19 protein-coding genes are annotated in these 18,020 nt (G+C 58.5%); 5 read left to right on the forward strand and 14 right to left on the reverse strand.

The annotated features are described in order from the left end of the window. Positions 1-190: 190 nt before the first annotated feature. The 5 genes from ABLQ08_RS25840 to ABLQ08_RS25860 are packed head-to-tail and all read left to right on the forward strand — an operon-like array spanning position 191 to position 3,999. A complete protein-coding gene (locus tag ABLQ08_RS25840; RefSeq protein WP_352948406.1) occupies positions 191-1,072 on the forward strand; it encodes an AAA family ATPase in 882 nt (293 codons plus the stop codon). Positions 1,073-1,075: 3 nt separating this feature from the next. Then, positions 1,076-2,275 carry a vWA domain-containing protein gene (locus tag ABLQ08_RS25845; RefSeq protein ID WP_352948409.1) on the forward strand — a complete coding sequence of 400 codons (1,200 nt, stop codon included), beginning with the start codon at positions 1,076-1,078 and terminating at the stop codon, positions 2,273-2,275. Positions 2,276-2,294: 19 nt separating this feature from the next. Then, a complete protein-coding gene (locus ABLQ08_RS25850; protein WP_352948412.1) occupies positions 2,295-3,167 on the forward strand; it encodes an XdhC family protein in 873 nt (290 codons plus the stop codon). Positions 3,168-3,189: 22 nt separating this feature from the next. After that, positions 3,190-3,744, forward strand: coding sequence for a CoxG family protein (locus tag ABLQ08_RS25855; RefSeq protein WP_352948415.1), 555 nt, complete (start codon positions 3,190-3,192; stop codon positions 3,742-3,744). A gap of 60 nt (positions 3,745-3,804) precedes the next feature. Continuing rightward, positions 3,805-3,999, forward strand: a complete 195-nt coding sequence (locus tag ABLQ08_RS25860) for a hypothetical protein (protein ID WP_352948418.1) — start codon at positions 3,805-3,807, stop codon at positions 3,997-3,999. A 77-nt stretch (positions 4,000-4,076) separates the two neighbouring features. Here ABLQ08_RS25860 and ABLQ08_RS25865 read toward each other — a convergent pair whose 3' ends face one another. The 14 genes from ABLQ08_RS25865 to ABLQ08_RS25930 all read right to left on the reverse strand — a co-directional run bounded on the left by ABLQ08_RS25865 (position 4,077) and on the right by ABLQ08_RS25930 (position 17,902). Next, complete coding sequence (locus ABLQ08_RS25865) at positions 4,077-4,727, reverse strand: peroxiredoxin (protein ID WP_352948421.1); 651 nt, start codon at positions 4,725-4,727, stop codon at positions 4,077-4,079. 183 nt (positions 4,728-4,910) lie between these two features. Beyond that, on the reverse strand, positions 4,911-5,936 hold the full coding sequence (locus tag ABLQ08_RS25870; protein ID WP_352948424.1) for a trans-3-hydroxy-L-proline dehydratase: 1,026 nt from the start codon (positions 5,934-5,936) through the stop codon (positions 4,911-4,913). Between the two features lie 9 nt (positions 5,937-5,945). Continuing rightward, positions 5,946-7,049, reverse strand: a complete 1,104-nt coding sequence (locus ABLQ08_RS25875) for a cis-3-hydroxy-L-proline dehydratase (RefSeq protein ID WP_352948427.1) — start codon at positions 7,047-7,049, stop codon at positions 5,946-5,948. Between the two features lie 10 nt (positions 7,050-7,059). Continuing rightward, positions 7,060-8,307 (reverse strand): NAD(P)/FAD-dependent oxidoreductase, encoded by a 1,248-nt coding sequence (locus ABLQ08_RS25880; RefSeq protein WP_352948430.1) that lies wholly within the window; start codon positions 8,305-8,307, stop codon positions 7,060-7,062. Positions 8,308-8,309: 2 nt separating this feature from the next. Continuing rightward, the gene (locus ABLQ08_RS25885) at positions 8,310-9,620 is read right to left on the reverse strand and encodes a TRAP transporter large permease (protein ID WP_352948433.1); all 1,311 of its coding nucleotides are present in this window, start codon (positions 9,618-9,620) and stop codon (positions 8,310-8,312) included. Then, positions 9,617-10,156 carry a TRAP transporter small permease subunit gene (locus ABLQ08_RS25890; RefSeq protein ID WP_352948436.1) on the reverse strand — a complete coding sequence of 180 codons (540 nt, stop codon included), beginning with the start codon at positions 10,154-10,156 and terminating at the stop codon, positions 9,617-9,619. Before ABLQ08_RS25890 ends, ABLQ08_RS25885 begins: the two co-directional genes overlap by 4 nt. Before the next feature lie 62 nt (positions 10,157-10,218). Then, entirely contained in the window at positions 10,219-11,280 is a 1,062-nt protein-coding gene (gene dctP / locus ABLQ08_RS25895; RefSeq protein WP_352948439.1) for a TRAP transporter substrate-binding protein DctP, read from the reverse strand. Between the two features lie 194 nt (positions 11,281-11,474). Continuing rightward, complete coding sequence (locus tag ABLQ08_RS25900; protein ID WP_352948441.1) at positions 11,475-12,905, reverse strand: aldehyde dehydrogenase family protein; 1,431 nt, start codon at positions 12,903-12,905, stop codon at positions 11,475-11,477. Between the two features lie 13 nt (positions 12,906-12,918). Then, positions 12,919-13,851: a proline racemase family protein gene (locus ABLQ08_RS25905; RefSeq protein WP_352948444.1), complete on the reverse strand. Its 933-nt coding sequence runs from the start codon at positions 13,849-13,851 to the stop codon at positions 12,919-12,921. Next, a complete protein-coding gene (locus ABLQ08_RS25910) occupies positions 13,842-14,801 on the reverse strand; it encodes a dihydrodipicolinate synthase family protein (RefSeq protein WP_352948447.1) in 960 nt (319 codons plus the stop codon). The genes ABLQ08_RS25905 and ABLQ08_RS25910 overlap by 10 nt, the downstream gene beginning before the upstream one ends. Positions 14,802-14,888: 87 nt before the next feature. Beyond that, positions 14,889-15,611, reverse strand: a complete 723-nt coding sequence (locus ABLQ08_RS25915) for an amino acid ABC transporter ATP-binding protein (protein ID WP_352948450.1) — start codon at positions 15,609-15,611, stop codon at positions 14,889-14,891. Continuing rightward, entirely contained in the window at positions 15,608-16,216 is a 609-nt protein-coding gene (locus tag ABLQ08_RS25920) for an amino acid ABC transporter permease (RefSeq protein WP_352948822.1), read from the reverse strand. Before ABLQ08_RS25920 ends, ABLQ08_RS25915 begins: the two co-directional genes overlap by 4 nt. Positions 16,217-16,280: 64 nt before the next feature. Beyond that, positions 16,281-16,943: an amino acid ABC transporter permease gene (locus ABLQ08_RS25925; protein ID WP_352948452.1), complete on the reverse strand. Its 663-nt coding sequence runs from the start codon at positions 16,941-16,943 to the stop codon at positions 16,281-16,283. Between the two features lie 158 nt (positions 16,944-17,101). Then, positions 17,102-17,902, reverse strand: coding sequence for a transporter substrate-binding domain-containing protein (locus ABLQ08_RS25930; protein ID WP_352948455.1), 801 nt, complete (start codon positions 17,900-17,902; stop codon positions 17,102-17,104). Between the last annotated feature and the right edge of the window lie 118 nt (positions 17,903-18,020).

Genomic DNA, 18,020 nt, shown 5'->3' on the forward strand with positions numbered 1-18,020 from the left:
GCCCGCGGCTCATATCTGGATTCCAGATCGGCGTGCAGCCAAGGCTGCACTTGTCTGGAATGACGATTTGCCAAATTCGGGTTGTCATCCCGGACAAGTACGGCGAAGCCGTATCGCAGATCCGGGATCCAGCGCATCAGCGCAGGCGCAGCCTGCTCAACGAAACGAAACAGCGATTGTTGCAAACCGGATGAGCAAGACCAAGGAACAACTGGCAAAAGCACTGGCCGAGACCGGCTATGTCGCCGATGAAGGGCTGGCAACGGCCCTGCTGCTGACGGAGATGCTGAACCGCCCACTTCTGCTTGAGGGTGAAGCCGGTGTTGGCAAGACCGAAGTTGCCAAGGCACTTGCCAAACTGGAAAGTGCCGACCTCATCCGCTTGCAATGCTATGAAGGACTTGACCGATCCGACGCCATTTACGAGTGGAACTATCAGCGTCAATTGCTCGCCATCAAGGCGCGCGAAGGCAGCGGTGAAGATGCTGAAACAGTCGAAGAAGCTGTCTTTTCGGAAAAATACCTGCTCGAACGGCCGCTTCTCGCCGCCATCCGCCGCGAGAAACCGCCAGTGCTCCTGATCGACGAGGTGGACCGGGCGGATGAAGAGTTTGAAGCCTTTCTTCTTGAAATCCTGTCCGATTTCCAGATCTCGATCCCCGAACTCGGTACCGTGGAAGCAATCTCCATTCCCCGTGTGGTTCTGACTTCGAACGGAACGCGGGAACTGTCCGACGCTCTGCGCCGCCGCTGTCTCTATCACTACGTCGACTATCCAACCCCGGACCGCGAAGCGCGTATTCTGCTGGCTCGCGTCGACGGTCTGGATGCGGCGCTGGCACTTCAGATTGCCGACCTGATGGGCAAGTTACGCAAGGAAGACCTCACAAAGGTTCCGGGTGTTGCAGAAACGATAGACTGGGCGGCAGCTCTTCTCGGCCTGGGCGTCCGGAACCTTCAAGAGGACCGGGAACTTGTCTACGATTCGCTCGTATGCGTTCTCAAAACCCGGGAAGACCAGGCCCGTGTCACACGCGAGGTGACCGACCGTCTTCTGGGAAAAGTGGCCTGAGCCATGGCCGCTACGACCTTCAATACCAGCGAGGACGTCGGAGCAGCACTTCGGTTGCGGCTTGCCGGTTTCGTGCATTCACTGAGGGACAGCGGATTCAAGGTTGGCCTTGCAGAAACGCGAGACGCCTTGAAGCTGTTGTGTGCACCGCTGATAAACCGGCCCCGCAGCCTGAAAAGCGCCTTTCGCGCGTTGTTTTGCGGCCGCTTGTCGGACTGGAAGAAATTCGATGACCTGTTCGACGCCTATTGGTCCAGAAAGGGTGTGAAAACCGGCATAAAGGTTTCAGGCACAAGCTCGAAGAAAACCCAGAAGACCATTCGTGAGCTGATGGATGCTCATGGCGCTCGGCAAGACACGATTGCCGGTGACGTTGAACGACAACCCGGCGAGGAAGACGAGGAAACAGGCGATGCACCCTCAGGCAAACGGGAGGGGGCCAGCATTGCGGAAAATCTCGGCTCCATAGATTTCCGCAAACTTCATGACCCGGACGCTCTGGCAAAGGCGCACGAACTGGCCGAACGCCTTGCCCGTTCGATGCGGATACGCCTGACGCGGCGCGACCGGCAAAAGCGCAAAGGGCCAAGGCTTGATCTTCGCCGCACCATCCGGCACTCCATTTCACATGGCGGAACGCCGATCGAATTGATCCGGAAAGGACCCCGCGAACGGCAATTGCGGCTGGTCGTCCTGCTGGACGCCTCCGGATCCATGAACAATTACACTGCCGTATTCACCCGGTTCGTACACGGCATTCTGGACAATTTCCGCGAGGCGGAAGCCTTTCTGTTTCACACCCGTCTGGTTCATGTCTCTTCCGCTCTTTCGGAACGCGACGCAGCGCGCGCACTCGACCGGATGGGCCTGATGGCGCAAGGCATTGGCGGCGGCACGAAGATCGGCGAGGCCCTGGCTGACTTCAACCGCTTGCATGCGGCGCGGGTCATTCATTCGCGTACCTGTGTCATGATCCTGTCGGACGGCTACGACACCGGAGCACCGGACGCTCTTGCAGAGGAGATGGCAAGGTTGCGCCGTCGCTGCAAACGCATCGTCTGGCTCAATCCGCTGATCGGCTGGGAAGGATACGAGCCGACCACGCTCGGCATGCAGGCCGCCCTTCCACATGTCGACCTGTTTGCACCCGCTCACAATCTCGACAGCCTTGCCGCCCTCGAACCTTATCTCGCCCGCCTGTAACGCCATGGGAGACGCACCGATGAAACACTCCGTTCCCGATTCAGCTTCCGATGCAGCGCCAGAACTGACGAGTGATCTGCATCCGCTGATGAACAGGCTGAAGGAGGCCAGTGAACCTTACGCCCTGGCAACGGTCGTGCGAACAATTTCGGTTACCGCCGCAAAGGCGGGTGCCAAGGCCGTTATTGGACGGGACGGATCGATCGTCGGCGGCTGGATCGGCGGCGGCTGCGCGCGAGCCGCTGTGGTCAAGGCGGCGAAGGCGGCTTTGCTTGACGGAGAAACACGGCTGATTTCCATTCAACCGGAAGATCTTCTGGCAGAACTTGGTGTTGAACCGGGTGAAGAGCGCGAGGGGGTTCAGTTCGCAAAGAACATGTGTCCAAGCCAGGGCACAATGGACATTTTCGTTGAGCCGGTCTTGCCGCGCCCCAGCCTGGTCATCTGTGGCGCCAGTCCCGTCGCCATCGCGCTCGCCAGGCAAGCGCCAACCATCGGCTTCGAGGTCACTATTGCCGCCCCGGCTGAAGACCTGCTCGTCTTCGCTGCCGGGGAGAAGAGGATTGAGGGCTACGATCTCGGATCTCTCGGAGATGCCGAAACCTACATTCTGGTATCGACGCAGGGTCGAGGGGATCTCTTGGCACTGGAAGCAGCCCTGACGGTCAATGCCCGTCACGTTGGTTTTGTCGGCAGCCGACGCAAGCTCGCGTCGCTAAAGGAAAAACTCCTGGAGAAGGGTTTTCAATCCTCCGAACTCGACCATATCAAGGGGCCCGCCGGGCTTGATCTTGGCGCAATCACGCCCGAGGAAATCGCCCTCTCCATTCTCGCGGAACTTCTGCTCATCCGACGCAAGAACCAGCGCCGGACCAACATTCATCACGTTTGACAGCTCACCGGAGACAAAACACATGCAAATGACAGACAGCCAACGGATTGAAGCCCCGCGCGAAAAGGTCTGGGAGGCCTTGAATGATCCGGACATCCTCAAGGCTTCGATTCCCGGCTGCGAGGAGCTGATCAAGCATTCAGATACGGAGATGGAAGCAAAGGTCAAACTCAAGGTCGGGCCGGTGAAAGCCACTTTCGGCGGCAAGGTAACCTTGAACGATCTCGATCCGCCAAACGGCTACACGATTGACGGAGAAGGTTCCGGCGGTGTGGCGGGATTTGCCCGTGGCGGTGCAAAGGTTCGACTTGAGGAAGACGGCCCGGATGCTACCATCCTGTATTACGATGTGGATGCGAAGGTTGGCGGAAAGCTTGCCCAACTCGGTGCACGGTTGATCGACTCGACCGCCAAGCGTCTTGCCGGAGAGTTCTTCACCGCCTTTGCCGAGGAGGTCGCACCGACCGCTCCTGTGGATGAGGAGACCGGGGAGGTGACCGAAACCAAGAAAGGCTGGCTCGGCGGCCTGTTCGGCGGCAAGAAAAACGAGGAAGCGGCCGAAGAGGCAGCAGGCTGATCCGAGGCGCTCAGGTCAGATACAGACTGACTTCGTGTTGTTGATGTGGGGAGGGAATAGATGACACTTCTGAAGACCCCGGGACCGATGACGGATGCCATGCGTGAGATCCGCCAGGATCCATCCATGATGCTGGCTCTGGCGACCGGAACGGTTCTGACTGCGTTTCTGGCGACGGTTCATGCATGCTGCATCGGTCTGGCGAGCCCGCAGCATCTTGCGGCTCTTTTGCAGATTTGTACAACGGCAGGCTGACACTCGAGACCGAAGCGTGATCCGGCGGCTCAGATGCCGCCGGATTGTCCGGGAAGCAACTGCTGTCCCGGGAAATCTTATGCAGGCGCCGGGATCTTGCGCAGGTAGGGCAGAACCGCGTCGAACTCACCGAACTTGGCTTTGGCATCGGCATCATTCACGCTTGGCGGAATGATCACATCCTGCCCGATTTCCCAGTTGGCAGGCGTGGCAACACCCTTGGCCGTCATCTGCAGCGCATCGAGTGCACGCACGACTTCAGCGAAGTTCCGGCCGACCGTCATCGGATAGGTCATCGACAGTTTCAGCTGCTTGTCCGGACCGATAATGAAGACCGAGCGAACCGTTGCGCTGTCGGCAGGCGTCCGTCCGTCCGGAAGGTAGGCTTCCGCGGGCAGCATGTCGAAGGCTTTGGAAACGGCCAGACCGTCATCGGCAATGATCGGAAAATCAGGCGCTGTGCCGGACACCTTTTCGATATCGAGCTTCCATTTCCGATGGTCGTCTGCATTGTCGACGGAAACGCCGATCACCTTGGTTCCGCGCTTCTTCCATTCATCGCTCAACTGTCCGACAACGCCGAACTCGGTGGTGCAGACCGGGGTGAAGTCCTTTGGATGACTGAACAGGATTGCCCAGCTGTCGCCGATCCAATCGTGAAACTTGATGGGTCCCTGGTCGGTTTCTGCGGCAAAATCCGGAACCGTGTCATTGATACGGAGAGACATTTGGATGAATCCTTTTGGTGTTCTTTCAAGAGCAGCGGGGCGCATTCAGTTGAATGCAAAACAATAGTTAGCCTTCTTTTCCGGAACTACAATGCTTTCGACGGCAGGTTGTGGTCCCGCCGTCGAATTTCGCCATTCAGGATATGCGGCTGAGGACGCTTCGCACAGGTAGGTCCCGTCCGATCATGCGCCCCAGGTATCGCTCAATTTATACCCCTCGGGCCAGGGATCGCTCGGATCGAGCATGTGCTGATGAATGCCGGTTACCCACGCCCGGCCGCTGATTTGAGGAATGATGCCGGTTCTGTCACCGATGGTCTGCTCGGCCAGGACTTTACCGGTGAAGGTCGAGCCGATGATGGATTTCGCCTCGAACTCCTGTCCTACCGACAATTGACCGCGCGCCGCCATCAGGGCCATGCGGGCCGAAACGGCAGTGCCTGTCGGGGAACGGTCGACCTTGCCGGGCTGGATTGCGACTGCGGACCGGCCAGAGAGTCCCTTTTCCGTTTCCGACAGCGGACCGCAGAAGGCGCAGAAGGAAATGTGGTTCCAATCCGGATTTTCCGGATGGGTAAACCCGAGTTGCTCATTGGCAGCATTGGTGATGCGGACACCCAGGCGGGCAATATCCTTGGCTTCACTTTCTTCAATCGCAAAGCCCAGCGCCTTCGCATCGACAACGACGAAACTGTCGCCGCCATAAGCGGTGTCGACCGTCAGGGTTCCGAGACCCTCGACTTCCACCGGCACTTCCAGCTTGTCGGCAAAGCTGGCGACATTCTGAACGAAGATCCGTTCCGCCTTGCCATTCCGGCACTCAGCCCTGACACGGACCAGACCGCCCGGTGCTTCCAGAATCAGTTCCGTCACCGGTTCGTGCATCGGGATGATGCCACCATCCAGAAGAACCGTAGAAACGCAAATGGAGTTGGACCCGGACATGGGCGGCGTGTCCTCCGGCTCCATGATGATGAAGGCGGCATCCGCTTCCGGGTGCTTCGGGGGAACCAGCAGATTGACGTGCCGGAACACGCCGCCGCGCGGTTCGTTCAGAACGAAGTTGCGCAAGGTCTCATCCCTTGCAATGAAGCTGCGTTGCTCCCACAACGTTTCACCTGGAGGAGGAGCGACACCGCCAACGATGACATCGCCGACTTCCCCCTCAGCATGGCAGGAAATAACGTGAATTGTTTTGCTGCTGCGCATCTTTCAACCTCAGGAATATTTGGCGACGGGATCTCCAAGCGCCTCGAAGATCGGGGTAATGCCGAGACCGGGCCGGTCCGCTGCGGTCATGCGGCCGTTGACGCGCTTCGGCGCCCCTTCTGCAATATCGACGGTACCGTAGCTGTTGAAGTCCGTTGCAGAGAAAGTGAACTCCGCCGGTGTCGAACGTGCCAGATGGGCAATCGCTGCGGTGGTGATGTCTCCACCCCAGGTGTCTTCGATCGTCATCGGAATTCCGTGGAGGACACAAAGATCGCGCATCAGCTTGGCTTTGGTCAGTCCGCCAACCTTGGAGATCTTCAGGTTGATGCAGTCCATGGCATCTTCCGCAATCCCGCGAACCAGCATGTTCGGCCCGTCAATCACTTCGTCGAGCACGAAAGGCAATCCTGTCCGGCGGCGGATTGAAACGCTTTCCTCGTAAGTCATGCAGGGTTGTTCGACATAGACATCAAGGGAGGCAATGGCACCAACCACACGTGCCGCTTCATGCCGCGTCCAGCCGGTGTTGGCATCCGCGACCAGCAGGTCGGACGGTTTCAGAACCGCACGAGTGGCATGGATGCGCTCGATATCATCGTTGGCATCGCCCCCTACCTTGAGCTGAAACTTGGTATAACCTTCCCCCGCATAGCCTTCGATTTTCCTGGCCATGACATCGGGTGCTTCCTGGCTGATCGCCCGGTAGAGCACAACGTCGTCCTGAGCAGCGCCGCCCAGAAGAGTGTAGACCGGCTGGCCCGTAGCCTTGCCCAGAAGGTCCCAGCAGGCAATATCGATCGGAGCCTTGGCATAAGGGTGACCGCGCAGGGCAGCATCCATGACACGGTTGATCTCACCTATATTCAGCGGATCCTTGCCGATCAGATGGGGGCTCAGTTCTTGCAGCCCAGCGCGGACACCGAGCGCGAAGCTCGGCAGGTAGGCGGAGCCGAGCGGGCAGCACTCAGCATACCCCTTCAAGCCTTCGTCAGTGACGATCTCGACCACCGTGCTGTCGAAGACCTCGATGAAATTGCCGTTGGACCAACTGTAGCGTCCTTCCTTCAGGGGAAGCCCCACCTGAAACACGTTGATCGCAGAAATCTTCATGGAGGTCTCCTTAAAAGCGGCGCGCGGAAAAGGCGCTCATGTTTATTGGTGCTGTTGTGTCATGTACCAGGGCAGCTACGAGTTCTGCTGTCCCGGCGGATTGGGTGAGGCCCAGATGACCGTGCCCGAAGGCGTAAATGACGCGGCCGTCCTTCGGCGACCGATCGATCACGGGAAGACTGTCCGGCATGGAAGGCCGGAAGCCCATCCATTGCCTGCCGTCATCGGTTTTGAGATCCGGCAGGAAGGTTTTGGCCTTGTTCAGGAGAATGTCCGCGCGCTTGTAGTTTGGTGGCAGGTCGAGACCGCCGAGTTCGACCGCACCACCGACACGAACACCGCCATTGATTCTGGTCACGACGAACCCGTGCCCGCCGAATGTCAGGTGAGTTTTGAGGTCAAAAGCCCCGTCACCAAGCGTCGTGTTGTATCCCCGCTCTGTTTCCAGCGGTATGCGATCTCCAAGCGAGCGGGCAAGGTGATGCGACCAGGCACCGGCGCACACCACCACCTTTCTTGCAGAAATATCTCCTTCGGGGGTCTGCAACGAAACATCGTCTTCACCCGGCTTCAAGGCCATGACTTCTGCATCGCCAAGCCGCCCTCCGCGGTCGATGAAGGATTGCAACAGATGCGACAGCCAGCGCGCGGGATCACAGGTATTCATCCAGTCCGGCGTGAAACCGGCATGGGTAAACCGCGGATGAATGCCGGGCTGGATTTCCGCAATCGCATCGACGCTTTCCAGAAGATCGAAGCGGATACCGTGCTTCTTGCGCTCTTCCCAGGTTTTCAGGCTTGCTCGAAACTCACCTTCGCCCTCGTAAAGCTGCAGTTGCCCTTCACGGCGAAAGAGAGCCTCCCCGGACGCATCTTCGATTTGCCGGTCCAGCGCGGATTGCGACAGTTTCATCAAACCGGCCTGTGCCGTCAAAGAATGCCTGTAGCGATCCGGCCAGCTGGCGCGCCAGAAACGCAGCATCCAGGGTGCGATCTTCAGCGCGTAAGCCGGTGGAACCGACAGGGGTCCAAGAGGATCCAAGAGCCATTTCGGCGCCTTCAGCATGATGCCGGGAGTTGCCAGCGGCACGACATCGGTGAAGGCGAAGGCGCCCGCATTCATTTCCGACGCCTTGGCCTTGCCGTCGTGCCTGTCGACCACAAGCACGTCATGACCCTTTGCCTGTAATGCAAGGGCTGTGCTGATACCGATGATACCGGCGCCAATCACAACGATGTCGTGCTGCGGCGAAGTCATATTCAAAGTCCTACCAATATGGACGGCAACCATGTGGCGATTTCAGGGAACAGGATAACAACGACAAGCACCAGCATCTGTGCAACTACGAACGGCAAGACACCCTTGTACATTTGTCCGTATGTCATGCTTCGCGGCGCAATTGATCGAAGATAGAAGATCGAAGGCGCCATCGGCGGTGTCAAATAGGAGGTTTGGATGACGACAAGCACCATCATGGCAAACCAGACCGGATCAATCCCGGACGCGTTGACCACCGGCGTGAAGATCGGAATGAAGATCAGGACGATGGAAACCCAGTCGAGAACAAACCCCGCGAGAAACACCACGAACAGGAAGAAGGCGATGGTACCGGCATTGCCGTAGCCGATGGATCCCACGGTTTCGCGCACCAGTGCGCCACCTCCGGTGACTGCAAAAATACTGGTGAACATGGTTCCGCCGGCGACGACCAGCATGATCATCGCCGTGATGCGCAAGGTGACGCCCAAGGCATCGATCAGCAGCTTCGGCGTCAGTTCCCGGAACATCAGGGCAAGAATGACCGTGCCGGCAGCTCCGACCGCGGCGGCTTCTGTTGCGGAAGCCGCCCCTGCGAGCAAAGAGCCGAGAACCATGACGATGAGCGCGAGCGGCGGCAGCAAGGCTGTCAGTGTAATCCGGATCTTGTCGGCCGCCGGGACGGACCGCTCTTCAATCGGCAGTTTGGGTGCATCCGATGGTTTCAGGATGCTTCGAAGCAACACGTAGCCAATGAAAAAGACGACCATCAGCAGGCCCGGCAGAATGGACGCGGCAAACAACTGTCCGATCGACAATTGTGCGATCGAGGCATAGACAACCACGATGACCGACGGCGGTATGATGGTTCCGAGAGATCCTCCGGCGCAAATGGTCCCGGCGATCAGGTCATTGCGGTATCCGGCTTTCATCATCGCCGGGATAGCCATCAATCCGACAACGATTTCAACCGCCCCGACGACGCCAGATGCCGCTGCGAAAATCGCGCACATCGCAATCGTTGAAAGAGCCAGTCCGCCGGGCAATCCGCCCATCCAGAGCTGCAGGGCCTGGAACAGGCGCTTGGCGATGCCCGAGCGCTCCAGTATCGCGCCCATGAAAATGAAAAGCGGGATCGCGGCCAGGACGAAATTCGAAGCCGTCGACAGAAGAGGTCCGTAAAGCTGAAGAAAAATCAGATCCCCGAAGACCGAATATCCGAAGCCGACGGATACGACGATGAGGGCAAAGGCCACCGGGACGCCGGCAAACACCAGCGCAAACAGGGCAAGAAACATCAATACCGGGATCATTGATCGCTCTCCGCTCCCTCAAGTTCGCCTTCGGAGGAGTCGGGGCGTTTGTGACCGGACAGATACTTCAAGGCTTCACTGATAAACTGTAATGAAAAGACGAAAAGCCCGAGCGCAATGACGCCGTAAAAGGGCCAGACCAGTGGTGCCCAGGGACTGACGCTTTCCACCTCTCCGGTCGAAAAGGCTTTCAAAGCCTTTTTGGCCGCGATCCAGGCAAATGCCAAAACCAGCGGCGCCATGACCAGAAGATAGATCGCACCGTTCAGATACTGCTGAAAACGAACCGGCAGCTTTTGCGAAAGGAAGTCGATCCGTACATGCGCGTCCTTGCGCAGAGCGTAGGCGGCTCCGAGAAGAAAGACGGAACCATTCAGCATGTAGGAAATGTCGAATGCCCAAAGGGTTGGTGCATTAAAAACGTAGCGCGCCACAACCTCGTAGAGCATGGCAATAATGAGCACGAATATGACCAGACGCCCGGCAAGCCCCAGCAAGTCGGACAGGCCATCTATGACCCGGCAAATTAAAATCATCTTTCCCCCCGCCAAGCGGACTGCCGGCCCTGGCCGGCAGTCCCAAGGTCTGTTGATCCCGATTACTCGGCGGTATCGCGGACAAGGTAGCCGGAGTTGGCTGCCCAGCTCGCCTGATAGGCAAGGTAGCTGTCCAGAACGTCCTGCATGCGCCGGTCACCGGCCTCGATCTTTTCAGAGGCTTTCGCGCGGGCCCAATCGCGGCCTGCTTCGCGGATCTTTTCCGCTTCGGCCGGGACCATGTTGACGATTTCCACCTTGGTCTTGCGGAATTCGTCCATCGCCCGAATGTCCTTGTCGCCGAAATGGGTGAAGCTTTCATAGGTGGTGAGCTTCGCGGCTGCGGTGATCAGTGCTTTCAGATCATCAGGCAGGCCATCCCAGGTTTCCTGCTTCACGAACACTTCCCACAGGAAGGACGGCTGATGAACGCCAGGCATGATCAGGTAAGGTGCAACCTCGTGGAAGCCTTCGGTGATGTTTGCGCCCGGGGTCGACCATTCAATCGCGTCAACACCCTTGCGCTGCAGCAGCGTGTAGATCTCGTTACCCGGCACAACGGTCGGTACGCCGCCGAACTTTTCCTGCAGAACCGCGGCAAAAGCCCCAGACGTGCGGTACTTGACGCCCTTGAGATCATCGACGGTTTCGATCTTCACATTCGAGTGCGCCATGATCTCAGACGTACCGATGCCGACGACCAGCGAATGCAATCCCATCTCCTCGCGGCGGAAGTCCTGGAGCAGCTTCTCGCCGCCACCTTCGTAAACCCAGTGGAGAGTTGCCTCGCCGGACATACCGCCCGGAAAGCTTGCGAAGATCGCATTGGTCGGGTCCTGATTGACGAGATAGGACGGAGTTGAGTGGCCGGCCTCGACCACACCGTCCTGAACAACTTCATACGCCTTGAATGCCGGTGCCAGAACACCTGCGCCAAACGGTTTGATACTGACCCGCCCCTGTGTCAGCGTGTCGACGTTGTTTGCAAATCGCTCCATGAAATTCTGATAAAAGAACGAACCTTCACCGATGGCGGCGGTCATCTTCCACTCGACATCGGCAGCGCTTGCCGGGGTTGCGATTGCCACGGCAACGACCGCGGCAATGTTCAAAAGCCGTTTCATGTAATTCTCCTCCAATGGAAATCCGCACAGATCCGCCTCTTTTCGGACGATTGATGTGCTTGGCTGAAATCCCGTCAGGCAAAACCGACCGGTCTCGCCTGACGAGTTGAATTTGCCCGGTGTTCAAATGGGTTAAGGCAAACTCATCTCGTCAGATCGATTGAAAACGCACAGAAATCCGATCCGATATTGCTTTACGGCAGAAGGTATGAGGTCTTCACGCTCGTATAGAATTCGGCCGCATAACGTCCCTGTTCGCGGGAACCGAAGCTGGATCCCTTGGTCCCGCCAAACGGCACGTGGTAGTCGACCCCGGCGGTCGGCAGGTTGACCATCACCATTCCCGCCTGGGCATTGGCCTTGAAATGGCTCGCATGTTTCAGCGAAGTGGTGCAGATGCCGGAACTGAGGCCAAACTCCGTGTCGTTGGCAACGCTCAACGCTTCGTCATAGTCCTTCACACGAATGACTGACGCGACCGGGCCGAACACTTCCTCCCGGTTGATGCGCATGTCATTCGAGGTTTCGGTCACCAGAGCCGGCGCCATGTAGAACCCTTCGGTTTCCCTGTTGAGGCGCTCGCCGCCCTGAACCTTGCCCCCGTCCTCGGCTGCGATATCGACATACGAAAGGTTCTGTTCCAGCTGGCGACCATCAACGACCGGTCCCATCTGCACACCTGCTTCGAGCGCATTGCCGACTTTCAGAGCTGACATTCGCTCTGCGAGCGCGGCAACGAACCGGTCATGAATGCCTTCGGTTACGACAAGACGGGAACTCGCCGTACAGCGCTGACCGGTTGAAAAGAACGCTCCGTTCAGGCAAGCGTCGACGGCGACATCGAGATCGGCGTCGTCCAGAACCACCATCGGGTTCTTGCCGCCCATTTCCAGTTGCACCTTTTTCAGGCTGGCGCCGCAAGCCGCCGCAATGCCCCGACCGGTCGGTACCGAGCCGGTGAAGGAAATGGCCTTGACCTTGCTGCTTTCGATCAGGCGGGGACCGAGTTGAGACCCCCGGCCCATGACCAGATTGACCACGCCTTCCGGCAAACCGCTGCGAGAGAGGATTTCCACCAGCGCATGCGCACAGCCCGGAACCAGTTCGGCCGGTTTCAGGACCACGGTGTTGCCGTAGCAGATCGCTGGAGCGATTTTCCATGCCGGGATCGCGATCGGGAAGTTCCAGGGGGTGATCAGGCCGATGACGCCGAGCGGCGAGCGCGTGACATCAACTTCGATGCCCGGACGGACGGACGCCAGCCTGTCGCCTGCCTGACGCAGAGCTTCCCCGGCAAAAAACTTGAAGATCTGTCCTGCACGCGCGGCTTCTCCGATGCCTTCCGGCAGCGTCTTGCCTTCCTCTCGTGACAGGAGACGACCGAGCTCTTCCTTGCGGGCGAGTATTTCAGTGCCGACAAGGTCAAGCACATCGAAGCGCTGCTGAGGTGTCGACGCCGCCCAGGAGGGAGCAGCACGGTCGGCCGCCTCGATCGCCTGGTCCAGCTGTGCGGCATCTCCTCTGGCCGCATGCCCCAGAACGTCGCTGATGTCCGACGGGTTCACATTTGGCGTGCTGTCGCTGGTTTCTACCCAGCTGCCACCGACAAGGTTCTTGTAGTCCATGACGTCACCCCATTCAGGAGCGGATACCCAGGCGATAGGGATCCGCAGGGTTGAAAATCAGATTGGCATCGGAAGTCACGAAGGCCTGACCGGTGACGGTCGGAATGACACCGCCCTCTTCGCCCGGCTGAAAGCTGATCCGGTATGTGCTGCCGATAACGCTTTCCTGTACCCAGTCCTCACCCGGCGCCAGAACTCCGTCTGCGGCAAGACAGGCGAGTTTTGCCGAACACCCCGTGCCGCAGGGTGAGCGGTCATAGGCACCGCCCGGACAGAGGACGAAGTTGCGGCTGTTGGCAGCGGCATCCTCCGGAGGCCCGAACAGTTCCACATGATCAATCCAGGCGCCGTTCGCGCCGGTTACCCCGGCCGCTTCCAGGGCCGACCGGATCTTCATGGTCAGATCAGTCAGGGGAAGAATGTTGGCAGCCTTGAGCGCGATCGGGCTTTCCCTGACCAGGAAGAACCAGTTGCCACCCCAGGCGACATCACCGGTGAACCGGCCTGCGCCTTCAACTTCCACCGTGACGTCCTTGTGCAGACGGTAGCTCTCCACATTGACCACGGAGACGGTATTGGCATCGTGCAACAGCACTTCAACAACACCGACCGGCGTTTCGAACTTGTGCCGCCCCGGTTCGATCCGGCCCATGTGGGCAAGCGTGACCGCCAACCCGATGGTCGCGTGACCGCACATGCCAAGGTTCTGCAGATTGTTGAAGTAGATCACCGCAGCAACGCAGTCCTCCCGGGTGGGAGGCAGCAGCAAGGCACCGATGATCGCGTCGTGGCCACGGGGCTCCAACACCACTGAAGCGCAGAAATCCATATGCTCCGCTTCCAGCCGTGCAGCGCGTTCAGCCAGCGAACCTGATCCCAGATCAGGTCCGCCCTCGATCACGACACGGGTCGGTTCGCCCGCTGTATGACTGTCGATTACGCGCATTCGGCAACGACTCCGCCCTGCCGGGACCAATCGGCGTACCAGTCGTTAAAGAGCTTGTACTGAGATTCAATGTAGTTGCGCTGAGCGTCGCTCAGGGCATCGGTTTCGTTGAAATGCAGAAGATACTCTTCTTCACCGTTCAGCACCATCAGATGCTTGTAGTAGAGCACCAGGTCCGGGCCTTCATCGAAACTGGACAGAACGCCGAGGGCTTCTTCCAGTTCCTTGGCTTTCTGGCGGGCTTCTGCATGGCCTTCCGCAGCCTTTTTGCAAAGGTTGACCAGATGAAGAACCTGTTTCGGGATCGCATTGCCGATGCCCGTGATGGCACCGGTCGCGCCGCAATTGACGAAGCCGTGAAAGACGGCGGTGTCAACACCGACCATGAGCGTCACCTGGTCGTCCTGCGAGGTAATATTTTCAGCCGCATAACGAAGATCGTCCAGACCGCCGAATTCCTTGAAGCCGATCAGGTTCGGGAAGTCCCTGCGCAGGTCGAAGAAGAGGTCAGCACGGGTGGCAAAGCCATAGTAGGGGCTGTTGTAGATGACAGCCGGAAGGCTCGGCGCTGCCGCAAGGATTGCGCTGAAGTGATGACGTTGCGCCGTCATGGAAACACCGCGGGACAGGACACGCGGGATCACCATCAAACCATGAGCGCCAACCTTGGCGGCATGAGCAGCATGCGCAACCGCCGACCTGGTATTGACGGCACCTGTGCCGACAACGACAGGTACACCGGCCTTGACCAGACGTTCAACACCTTCCATGCGCTGTTCGTCGGTCAAAAGCGGCCAGTCACCCATGGATCCGCAATAGACCACTGCGGACATGCCTGCTGCGATCAGCTCCTGCCCTTTTTTGACAAGTGCATCAAAGTCCGGCGTACGGTCCGCCTTGCACGGTGTCATCAGGGCCGGCATGCAGCCGGAAAAGATATTCGAGGACATAGTTTACTCCTTCAGGGGCAGATCCGTGGCCTGATGTTCCGCGCCGCGCGGGGCCAGGGACCTGATGTCACAAAAGTTCGCGCCGATTCAGCGCACGTTTGCAAGAAATTTGCGGGTGTTTTCGGATTCAGCTTCGCCGAAAATCTGTTCGGGCGGACCGATTTCCTCCATCACGCCTTGATGGAAATAGGCCACGCGGTCAGAGACATCGCGGGCAAATCCCATCTCATGGGTCACGCAGATCATCGTCATCCCTTCTTCAGCCAGAAGGCGCATGGTGTCGAGCACTTCACCTACCAGCTCGGGGTCCAGCGCCGAGGTCGCTTCATCGAACAGCATGTAGGACGGCTCCATTGCCAGAGCACGTGCAATCGCAAGCCGTTGCTGCTGACCGCCGGACAAAGCCCCCGGGTAGACATTCAGCTTGTCGCCAAGCCCGACATGCTTCAGCTGGCTCTCGGCAATCGACTGCGCTTCGGCCTTCGACTTGCCCTTGACGATTTTGGGCGCAAGGGCAACGTTTTCCAAGGCCGTCAGGTGCGGAAAGCTGTTCCATTGCTGAAAGACCATTCCAAGCTTCTGACGCAGTTTGTTGATGTCGGTCCCCTTGGCGTGAACGTCCGTGCCATCCACGATGACAGATCCTTTCTGGATCGGTTCCAGGCCGTTGATGCAATAAAGCAAGGTTGACTTGCCGGAACCGGATGCGCCAATCACGGAGAGCACTTCGCCCTTCTCGACATCCAGATCGATGCCTTTGAGAACCTGGAGCGCACCGAAGTATTTTTCGAGGCCGCGTATCTCGATCATTGGGCCCACCTTTTTTCAAGTCTTGCGGCATAGCGCGAGATCGGGAAAGACAGCGCGAAATAGAACGCGCCGGCGATTGTCAGAATCAGGAACGGTTCCTGTGTCCGGGTGATGAGGATCTGGCTGGCCTTGAGCAACTCGACATAACCGAGCACGGAGACCAGGGCACTGTCCTTCATCACGCCGAGCGCAACGCCAACCCAGGCCGGGAACACCGCACGCCCGCCGATCGGCAACACGACGTAGCGCATGTCCTGCCAGTAACTCATGCCAAGTGAACGGGCTGCCCGGCGCATCGACCGGCCCACGGCCTCGATCCCGCCGCGGGCAACATTGGCAACAAGGGCCGCCGTATAGATCGTCAGGATCACGACACCGGAGCCGAACGGGTCCAGGTTAAGACCGACAATCGGCGCGAAGTTGTAGAACAGCACCAGCTGAATGATGAGCGGCACGGAGCGGAACGCGTCAAGCACCGGGGCAAGCGTCAGTGCGGCCGTCAACTTGCCCTCATAGAGCATCCAACCGAAAAAACCGCCAAGAACCGTTCCTATGGAGATCGACAGGGCCGAGATCCACAACGTGCGCAGTGCCGCCTCGCCCATGAACCAGAGGTCGTTGATCGTAAAACCGCTGAAGAAGCTTATTGTTTCCTGCAACTTGGCCTCCTCAGTACCGGAACAGACGCATGGCCAGGAGCCGGGACGCCGCCAGGATGACCTTGACGATGACGTAGTAGATCACTGCGGTCATCGCGAAATATTCGAAAATGCGGAATGTGCGGCTGGCAAAGAACTGTGTCTCGCCGCTGAGCTCGCGGAACCCGACCAGCATGCCGAGCGAGGACATCAGCACCGCCCAGACCATCTGATTGGTTAGCGGGTGATAGACGATCCGGAACACCTGTGGAATGACGATACGTGTATAGGCCTGCCACGCAGTCATGCCGAGGCTACGCGCGGCGCGAAGTTGCGTATCGGGAACCGCCTGGAAGCCTCCGCGAAAGTTTTCCGCCAGATATCCGGCACAGTTGAAGCTGAGGCCCGACAGCACAATGGCGAAAGGGCTGAGATGTATGCCGAACGCACCAAGGCCGAAACCAAAGAAAAACAGCTGGAACAGAGCCGGCGTATTGCGGGCCAGCTCGACCCAGGAGCTTGCCAGCCAGTAGAGCGGTCCACGCATATGCATGCGGATGAGAGCGAGCGCCAGACCGATGATTATTCCGATAATCATTGAAAGCGTTGCGACCTGAAGGGTCAGCAGTCCCGCTTCCAGAAGGTCCGGCAGGCTTTTCATCACCGGCCGCCAATGGAAATTGTAGTCAAACATTCTAGAGTTGCCCCGCCAGGTCCCGCCTGACAAAGACGGGATGCGTCTGCTTGCGATTTCAGAAACTCAGGTAAACCAACCGCCTGAAATCACTGGAGAACAGAAGTTCAGAGCGCGCCCGATCAGCTCTGTGCCACCGGGCGCACCTGAATTGGCTGTTAGTACATTACGCCCGGGATGCGCAGTTCCGGCGCGTCACCGCCGACATACTTGCCCCACAGCTCGTCGTAGCGGCCTGAGCGAACCTGATGGGTCACGAACAGGTTCAGGAAGTTCAGCCAGGTCACATCCTGGCGCTTGCCGACGACGGAGGTGTAGTCGGTCGTCCAGGGCATACGCGGACCAGCGTCGACCGTGTCGTACTGCTCGGTGATCGGCTTGACCGCAGTGTTGGTGGTAATGCCGATGTCAGCCTTGCCCTGGGCAACGGCCAGGAAGACTTCGTTTTCAGACTGATACCCCTGGTAAAGGTTCTCTTCGCCCCATTCCTTGGCGATCTTCAGCCACTCCTGCTCCGGCACGGTGCCGATGGCTGCGGCGACACGTTTGCCGCGGATATCTTCAAAAGTCTTGATGCCGCTTTCTGCATTCACGACGCCTTGAGCGTAGTAGATTGCGTAGGGAATGGTGAAGCCGACGGTGCGGGCACGCGCCAGGCTGTCGGACGTCGCCCCGAACACGACATCGGCACGGCCGGTCACGATAACCGGCAGGCGTTCGGCCCAGGTCACCGGAAGAATCTGAGCTTCAACTTCAAGCGCAGCCGCAAGATCGTTGCAGTATTCAACGTCAAAGCCGGCCGGTTCGTTGTTGGCATCGCGGTAACCGATCGGCGGGAAGTCGAGCACGACACCGCAGCGAAGCGTGCCGCGATCGACGACATCGTCAAGCGTATCGGCTTTTACCGGCAGAGCAGCAACAAGCGTCAATGCGGCAGCAGCCGCAATTTTCTTAAGCATGGATTTTCCCCTCTTCATTTCCTGAAGATTTTCGTCAGGCGGGACATTGATAAACCAAATTGGATCCAATATTCAATATAAAATATTCAATGCGAATTTCCACTTCACCAATTCGGGT

Origin of the sequence: Roseibium sp. SCP14 (genome assembly GCF_040329475.1) — a bacterium.
Lineage (GTDB): Bacteria > Pseudomonadota > Alphaproteobacteria > Rhizobiales > Stappiaceae > Roseibium.

Coding starts and splice junctions, on each gene's coding strand:
- ABLQ08_RS25840 (WP_352948406.1), top strand. CDS start 191: ATGAGCAAGACCAAGGAACAACTGGCAAAAGCACTGGCCGAGACCGGC.
- ABLQ08_RS25845 (WP_352948409.1), top strand. CDS start 1,076: ATGGCCGCTACGACCTTCAATACCAGCGAGGACGTCGGAGCAGCACTT.
- ABLQ08_RS25850 (WP_352948412.1), top strand. CDS start 2,295: ATGAAACACTCCGTTCCCGATTCAGCTTCCGATGCAGCGCCAGAACTG.
- ABLQ08_RS25855 (WP_352948415.1), top strand. CDS start 3,190: ATGCAAATGACAGACAGCCAACGGATTGAAGCCCCGCGCGAAAAGGTC.
- ABLQ08_RS25860 (WP_352948418.1), top strand. CDS start 3,805: ATGACACTTCTGAAGACCCCGGGACCGATGACGGATGCCATGCGTGAG.
- ABLQ08_RS25865 (WP_352948421.1), bottom strand. CDS start 4,727: ATGTCTCTCCGTATCAATGACACGGTTCCGGATTTTGCCGCAGAAACC.
- ABLQ08_RS25870 (WP_352948424.1), bottom strand. CDS start 5,936: ATGCGCAGCAGCAAAACAATTCACGTTATTTCCTGCCATGCTGAGGGG.
- ABLQ08_RS25875 (WP_352948427.1), bottom strand. CDS start 7,049: ATGAAGATTTCTGCGATCAACGTGTTTCAGGTGGGGCTTCCCCTGAAG.
- ABLQ08_RS25880 (WP_352948430.1), bottom strand. CDS start 8,307: ATGACTTCGCCGCAGCACGACATCGTTGTGATTGGCGCCGGTATCATC.
- ABLQ08_RS25885 (WP_352948433.1), bottom strand. CDS start 9,620: ATGATCCCGGTATTGATGTTTCTTGCCCTGTTTGCGCTGGTGTTTGCC.
- ABLQ08_RS25890 (WP_352948436.1), bottom strand. CDS start 10,156: ATGATTTTAATTTGCCGGGTCATAGATGGCCTGTCCGACTTGCTGGGG.
- dctP (WP_352948439.1), bottom strand. CDS start 11,280: ATGAAACGGCTTTTGAACATTGCCGCGGTCGTTGCCGTGGCAATCGCA.
- ABLQ08_RS25900 (WP_352948441.1), bottom strand. CDS start 12,905: ATGGACTACAAGAACCTTGTCGGTGGCAGCTGGGTAGAAACCAGCGAC.
- ABLQ08_RS25905 (WP_352948444.1), bottom strand. CDS start 13,851: ATGCGCGTAATCGACAGTCATACAGCGGGCGAACCGACCCGTGTCGTG.
- ABLQ08_RS25910 (WP_352948447.1), bottom strand. CDS start 14,801: ATGTCCTCGAATATCTTTTCCGGCTGCATGCCGGCCCTGATGACACCG.
- ABLQ08_RS25915 (WP_352948450.1), bottom strand. CDS start 15,611: ATGATCGAGATACGCGGCCTCGAAAAATACTTCGGTGCGCTCCAGGTT.
- ABLQ08_RS25920 (WP_352948822.1), bottom strand. CDS start 16,216: ATGGGCGAGGCGGCACTGCGCACGTTGTGGATCTCGGCCCTGTCGATC.
- ABLQ08_RS25925 (WP_352948452.1), bottom strand. CDS start 16,943: ATGTTTGACTACAATTTCCATTGGCGGCCGGTGATGAAAAGCCTGCCG.
- ABLQ08_RS25930 (WP_352948455.1), bottom strand. CDS start 17,902: ATGCTTAAGAAAATTGCGGCTGCTGCCGCATTGACGCTTGTTGCTGCT.